General features: G+C 33.5%; 5 protein-coding genes. 1 reads left to right on the top strand and 4 read right to left on the bottom strand.

The window, feature by feature from the left end:
- Positions 1–97: 97 nt before the first annotated feature.
- Positions 98–556 carry a D-aminoacyl-tRNA deacylase gene (gene dtd, locus QVO42_RS00255; protein WP_022424195.1) on the bottom strand — a complete coding sequence of 153 codons (459 nt, stop codon included), beginning with the start codon at positions 554–556 and terminating at the stop codon, positions 98–100.
- Between the two features lie 68 nt (positions 557–624).
- Between dtd and QVO42_RS00250 the strand changes: the two genes are divergently transcribed.
- Entirely contained in the window at positions 625–1,893 is a 1,269-nt protein-coding gene (locus QVO42_RS00250; RefSeq protein WP_288163496.1) for a replication-associated recombination protein A, read from the top strand.
- A 2-nt stretch (positions 1,894–1,895) separates the two neighbouring features.
- On the opposite strand, the gene miaA is transcribed toward QVO42_RS00250, so the two are convergent.
- The 3 genes from miaA to mutS are packed head-to-tail and all read right to left on the bottom strand — an operon-like array spanning position 1,896 to position 7,074.
- A complete protein-coding gene (gene miaA / locus QVO42_RS00245; RefSeq protein ID WP_022424193.1) occupies positions 1,896–2,810 on the bottom strand; it encodes a tRNA (adenosine(37)-N6)-dimethylallyltransferase MiaA in 915 nt (304 codons plus the stop codon).
- The gene (gene mutL / locus QVO42_RS00240) at positions 2,807–4,576 is read right to left on the bottom strand and encodes a DNA mismatch repair endonuclease MutL (RefSeq protein ID WP_022424192.1); all 1,770 of its coding nucleotides are present in this window, start codon (positions 4,574–4,576) and stop codon (positions 2,807–2,809) included. Before mutL ends, miaA begins: the two co-directional genes overlap by 4 nt.
- Before the next feature lie 8 nt (positions 4,577–4,584).
- Positions 4,585–7,074 carry a DNA mismatch repair protein MutS gene (mutS, locus tag QVO42_RS00235; protein WP_022424191.1) on the bottom strand — a complete coding sequence of 830 codons (2,490 nt, stop codon included), beginning with the start codon at positions 7,072–7,074 and terminating at the stop codon, positions 4,585–4,587.
- Positions 7,075–7,111: the final 37 nt, after the last annotated feature.

Raw genomic sequence — 7,111 nt, 5'->3', positions numbered from 1 at the left:
TCATTTCCTTTGTAAAGACTTTTTTTGATTTTTATTTATTTTTTGTGTGAAATGTAAAAAAAGGGCTTATACACCCTTCTATTTGCCTATAATCGCATTATTTTCGAGGCATGATGTCATCGCTGTCTAATACAATAGTAACTGGGCCATCATTAATTAATGCACATTTCATATCAGCTCCAAAAATTCCTGTTTCTACATGAATACCTTGGCTTCTTAAACTTTCATTAAAGTAATCATAAAGCGGTGAAGAGATATCAGGCTTAGCTGCATCGATAAAGCTTGGTCTTCTTCCTTTACGACAGTCTGCATATAAAGTGAATTGAGAAATAGAAAGAATAGATCCTTCTACATCTATGAGTGAACGATTCATTTTTTGGTTTTCATCTTCAAAGACTCTTAAGTGGATGACCTTTTCCACAAGACGATCTATAATTTCATGAGTATCATCATTATTAAAACCTACAAGAATCATATAACCCTTATTAATGGCACCATGTACTTCTCCATCAATTGTCACACTTGCTTCTTTTACTCTTTGTAAAACAATTCTCATATTACTCTCTCCTTATAAAATCATGTTATAATTATACATGATTCTAAAACGAAAGGAAATAAACTATGATTCATAAGACACTTGCAGATTCCATGCGTCCTATTGGACTTGATGATGTAATTGGGCAAAAGCACCTTGTAGGAGATAATAAATTATTAAGACAATTTGTCAAGAAGGAGCATCCAATGTCCATTATTTTATATGGACCACCTGGATGTGGAAAAACAACTATGGCTAAGGCCCTCGCTCATGATTTAAATATACCATATCGTATATTCAATGCCTCTACTGGTAATAAGAAAGAGATGGACCAAATTATCACTGAAGCGAAACTTTCAGAAGGTTTGTTTGTGATTGTAGATGAAGTGCATCGTTTAAATAAAGATAAGCAAGATCATTTACTGCCTTATATCGAGAGTGGATTGTTGATTATCGCAGGCTGCACAACTGCCAATCCATATCATTCTATCAATCCTGCAATTCGCTCAAGATGTCATTTATGTGAAGTAAAGCCCTTGAATAATGAAGAGATTGTGGAAGCTTGTCAAAGAGCTGCAGTCAGTGAGAGAGGACTTAATAATCAATATGAAATAGATCAAGAAGTATATGATTATATTGCAAGAATGAGCAGTGGTGATGTTCGTTATGCTTATAATTGTTTGGAACTTGCAACTATTTATGCGCCAGATACACATATCACATTAGAAATCATCCAGGAAGCTGTTCCACGCGCCAATATGCAATTTGATAAAGATGAAGATCAATACTATGATACTTTAAGTGGTTTGCAGAAATCTATTAGAGGATCTGACCCAAATGGTGCTCTTTATTATTTTGCAAAACTTATAGATGCAGGAGATATAGAGTCACTAGAACGAAGACTGATTACAACTGCTTATGAAGATATAGGACTAGCCAATCCTAATGCGTGTATGCGTACTGTTTTAGCCTTCCAGGCAGCTAAGACAATTGGTTTTCCTGAAGCAAGAATTCCTCTCGCAAGCTGCATTATAGAATTGGCTTTATCACCTAAATCAAAATCGAGTGAAAATGCAATAGATGCAGCACTTGCGTCTTACCACAATGAACCACATAAAGCACCACAATATATACGTTTAACTCCTGTTGGTATAGATGAGGAAGATCGTTATGATTATAATAGACCTGATTTATGGGAATATCTTCAATATCTTCCTGATGAAATTAAAGATGCTCAGTTCTATGTACCTTGGCTGACAAGCCGTTATGAAAAATCATTAACTGAAAACTATCAAAGAATTCTTAAACACGGAAGAACTACAAATATCAGAAAACTCAAAAAAGATAAGCCTCGTTAGACTTATCTTTTTTTATACCATTCTTCGATATCTTTTAATACTTGGTGAATTGTGGAATCAAAATCTTCTAGATTGACATCGTACCAATGTACATCAAATTGGTTATTAAACCATGTATATTGTCTTTTCGCATAGTTACGTGAATGTTTCTTGATTTCTTCTATGACCTGTTCTTTTGTTTTTGAACCTTCAAAGTAATCAAACCATTCCTTATAACCAATAGCCTTCATAGACTGCGCGTTACGTGATAAACCTGAATCATAGATTTTCTTGACTTCTTCTTCTAATCCCTGTTCAATCATTAAATCAACACGTTTATTAATACGCTCATAAAGAATAGGACGTGGAAGTGTGAGTCCTATAAAATAAATGTCATATACAGGCTTATGTTCCTGCGCTTCTAGAATATCACTTTTTCTTTTTCCTGATTCTTCATAAATTTCAATAGCACGTAATACTCTTTGACGATTATTAGGATGCAGATCTAATGCTGATTGAGGGTCAAAGGACGCCAAATACTGATGTAATTCTTCATTTGTATAATGGGCATACTTCGCTTTTATTTCATCATGCTTAGATTCTGTTTCTTCAAAAGTGTAATCATAAAGAGCACCCTTGATATAAAGACCTGTACCTCCTACCACAATAGGCATATCGATTGTATCGATATAATGACGAACTTCTTTTTGAAATTCACTGACAGAAAATGTTTCATCAGGATTCTTGATATCAATCATATGATGAATAATACCCTGCATTTCTTCTTCTGTTACTTTGGCAGTTCCAATATCCATCGTACGATAGATTTGCATAGAATCACCACTAATGACTTCACCATGAAGTGCTTCTGCTAAAGAAACACCCATACGTGTTTTACCTACAGCTGTAGGCCCACATACCGCAATTACTTTTTTCATACTACAACCCTCTTAAATAACTTTTCTAATTCATAATCACTGTAGAATATGATGGTTGGTCTACCATGAGGACAGACATAAGGATTATCACAGCGCATAAGATTATCTATAATTGTCTGCATATCCTGTGTTGTAAGATATGTATTTCCTTTGACACTTGCTTTACATGCAAGTGTTGCAATAGCATGTTCCTGCATAGCAACAATATCCACACTTTGATTGTTTAAAACTTCTTGAATCATTTCATCAATAAAGATCTTCTCATCGATATTTTTCATCCATAAAGGTAAACCACGTACAATATATGAATGTCGGCCAAATGATTCAAGATGGATTCCAACTTCTTCCAATAACCCTTTATGTTCATCAATAACAAGACATTCACTTTCAGGATATTCAAAAGTAAGAGGAACAATCATGGGCTGAATGGATAAGTCAGGATGAGAAAACTTATTGAGGAAATATTCATAATTGATGCGTTCCTGTGCTGCATGCTGGTCAATGATATAAAATCCTCTTTCATTTTCTCCTAAAATATAAGTACCTCTTGTTTGGCCAATAACCTTAATTTTTTCTTTAATTGGTTTAAGTGGTTCTTCTTTTGGAGATTCTTTGATTTCTACTTTTTCAGGTTCATAAACAGGCATTTCTTCATGAACAGTTTCAATAACTGGTTCTTCTTTGACTTCTTCAAAAACCTCATCAAGAGGAATAGTCATCTGCGCAAGACTTGGTTTGAAGGATGCTTTTTCTGTTTCTCTAGTAGATGGTTTATAAGTGAGATTCTTTTTTGATAAAGCCTCTTCCAAACCCTTAAGTAGTAATTCCTTTAATTCTGTTTCTTTAGAGAAACGTACTTCTAGTTTTGCTGGATGAACATTTACATCTACAAGATATGGATCTACATCAATCTCTAACACTGCAATTGGATAACGTTTATCAGCTAAATAACGACGATAAACCTCATTGATTGTATTAATCGTTTTCATATTCTTGACATAGCGATGATTCACTAGAGTAACAATATGATTCTTTGAAGAACGAGATGTATCAATTCTAGATATATAACCAGCCACATGAAACTCTTCATTGCCAAAATCAACATGAATCATATTTTTTGCAACAGGAATACCATAAATTTCACTAATAACTTCTAATAAATTATTTCTTCCATTTGTCTTGAATATTGTTTTATGGTCATGTATCAGAGTAAAAGATATTTCTGGATGAGCGAGGGCTAGACGCTCTACATAAGAATAAATAGCTGCAAATTCCGCATTAATAGACTTCATATATTTAAGTCTTGCAGGTACATTCTGGAAGATACGTTCTACCGTGATCTTCGTACCGCGATTCATTGCCACACTACCTACATTTTTTCTTTTTCCAAATTCATATTCTACTTTTGTATTTTCTTCGCCATTGTTTGTTTCAAGAGTAAAGACACTAATAGAAGCAATAGAAGGAATAGCTTCTCCTCTAAAGCCTAATGTAGTGATATTGAATAAATCATTTTCATCTACAATCTTACTTGTTGCATGACGACTAAAGCACAAAAGTGCATCTGCACGATTCATTCCTATACCATCATCAATCACACACATCTTGCTTGTACCACCCTGTTCTACTAGAATAGTGATACTTTTAGCCTTAGCATCTATACTATTTTCTGTCAACTCTTTAATAACACTTGCAGGACGTTCAACAACTTCGCCTGCTGCAATCTTATTGGCTAGATTTTCACTTAATTGTCTAATATGTCCCATAGTTTCTCCTACAACATTTTCTTTAATTCAATTAATGTACTCAATGCATCAAGTGGTGAGAGACTCATCGGATCAATGCCTTTGAGTGTTTCTTCTACAGCACTTGTTTTTATAACTGGTGTCACTTCAATATTCTGTAATTTCTCTTCAATATTATTGTCTTCTAATGATTTCAATATGGCATCTGCACGTACAATAACTTCATCAGGTAATTTTGCGAGTTTAGCAACATTGATACCATATGACTGACCAGAGGGGCCATCTTCAATATGATATAGGAAATGAATAGAATCACTAGATACATCAGCACCTGCATGAACATTCTTAATAGAAGTGCCTTCCATACGTGTTAATTCATGATAATGTGTTGAAAAGAAAGTCAATGAATGATTATGGCTTGCAATATATTCTAAAATGCCCTGAGCTAAAGCCATACCATCAAATGTTGCTGTTCCTCTACCTATTTCATCAAATATAATAAGTGAGTTTTCAGTCGCATATTTCAAGGCATTATTAGCCTCCAACATTTCTACCATGAATGTAGACTGACCACTAATTAAATCATCACTCGCACCAATACGAGTAAAGATTGCATCAAAGACTGGAAGAGTTGCACTTTTTGCAGGAACAAAGCATCCAATTTGTGCCATGATCATAATTAAAGCCATCTGTCGCATATAAGTTGATTTACCACCCATATTTGGTCCGGTAATCAACATAATTCTTGCATCCTGTCCTAAAGATATATCATTTTTTACATAACTTTCTTCAGGAATGACTTTTTCTACTACAGGATGTCTTCCTTCTTCTATTTGAATAATATGATCATCATTAAATGTTGGACGTACATAACGATTATAGCTTGATACATCAGCAAATGTACTAAATACATCTATCCTAGCTACAACCTTTGCAACATCCTGTATTTCATGTACATAACCCTTAATATATTGTCTTACCTGAGTAAATATTTCATATTCTAATGCAGCGATTCGATCCTGTGCTGAAAGAATCTTATTTTCCATATCTTTAAGTTCTGGAGTGACAAATCTTTCTGCATTGGATAAACTCTGTTTTCTTGTATAGTTGAATTCATCCTTTACTAAAGGCAAATAGCTTTTAGCAACTTCAATATAATAGCCAAAGACACGGTTATAACCAATCTTAAGACCTTTGATTCCTGTACGTTCTTTTTCATTTTCCTCAAAAGTCATTAACCATTTCTTACCGTTCTTACGAATATCACGTAATTCATCCAACTCTTTATTGTATCCATCCTTGATAATATTTCCCTCTTTAATAACTAAAGGTGGATCATCTACAATTGCTTCATCAATTGTATTAATAATACAAGACAAATCAACAAGCTGCATAGCTTGTTCATTCAATTTAGGATGATCAAGACTGAGTAGTTCTTGTTTTAATTCAGGAATTTTCTTCAAAGAAGAACAGATCCACTTTAAATCTCTCGCATTCACATTTCCAAAAGCCACTCTAGAAGCCAGTTTTTCAATATCATAAATATCATTGATCATATGAGTCACTGTATCTCTATCTAGAGGGTTATCCATGAATACTTCTACAAGATCAAGTCTTTCTTCTATCTTCTCTTTAGAAATAAGAGGCTGATCAATCCATTGTTTTAATAAACGACCACCCATTGCACTATGTGTATGATCTAATAGCCATAATAGTGTGCCATATTTCTCATTATTCGCATTTTTAGTAAGTTCAAGTGCCTTCTTTGTGACACTTTCCATATAAACATAATCTTCCTGTTTAACTTCTACAATTGTCTGGATATATTCTAATTCTCTCTTTTGAGTATCAATTAAATAATTCAATAAATTAGCACAGACCTTGATTTGTTTTAAATCATTGATATTATCAAAGATTTTCTTGTAGTTATCTTTAATTGTTTCATTCTTAAAAGGAGACATCATCACTCCATCAATATGAATAGAATCATCTTCTACAACGATTTCTTTAATACCTAATGATTCAATCTTATTACGTAATAGATGTTCCTTCTTTTCTAGGTTTAAACAATAAAATTCCCCTGTAGATAAATCAGCATAAGCAAGTGTATAAGAGAAATCAAATACACCTAAAGCACCAATAAAGTTATTCACCTTCTCATTTAACTTAAAGTCCATTAAAGTACCAGGTGTAACAATCTGAACAACACCTCTTTCTACTAAACCCTTGGCTTTAGGATCTGATAGTTGTTCTACAATAACAACCTTATGTCCTTGTTTAACTAATTCTTCTACATAACCACTTGCAGCATGAAATGGTACACCACACATTGGTACACGTTCTTTAACACCTGCATTTTTACCTGTTAAAGCAAGATTTAATGCTTTTGAGGCAATAGCTGCATCATCAAAAAACATTTCATAGAAATCACCAATACGATACATCACAATAGCATCTTGATGATCTTTTTTTAATTCTAAATATTTCTCCATCATGGGAGAGTACTTTTCTTTTTTCAAAATGATACTCACTCCTAACTCTCTCATTATAGCATAT

The sequence above is a fragment of the Catenibacterium sp. CAG:290 genome (assembly GCF_000437715.1).
Classification (GTDB): domain Bacteria; phylum Bacillota_I; class Bacilli_A; order Erysipelotrichales; family Coprobacillaceae; genus Catenibacterium; species Catenibacterium mitsuoka_A.
The sequence above is the reverse complement of the archived record's forward strand: the minus strand, read 5'-3'. Positions and strand labels throughout refer to the sequence as shown.

Coding starts and splice junctions, on each gene's coding strand:
- miaA (WP_022424193.1), bottom strand. CDS start 2,810: ATGAAAAAAGTAATTGCGGTATGTGGGCCTACAGCTGTAGGTAAAACA.
- mutL (WP_022424192.1), bottom strand. CDS start 4,576: ATGGGACATATTAGACAATTAAGTGAAAATCTAGCCAATAAGATTGCA.
- dtd (WP_022424195.1), bottom strand. CDS start 556: ATGAGAATTGTTTTACAAAGAGTAAAAGAAGCAAGTGTGACAATTGAT.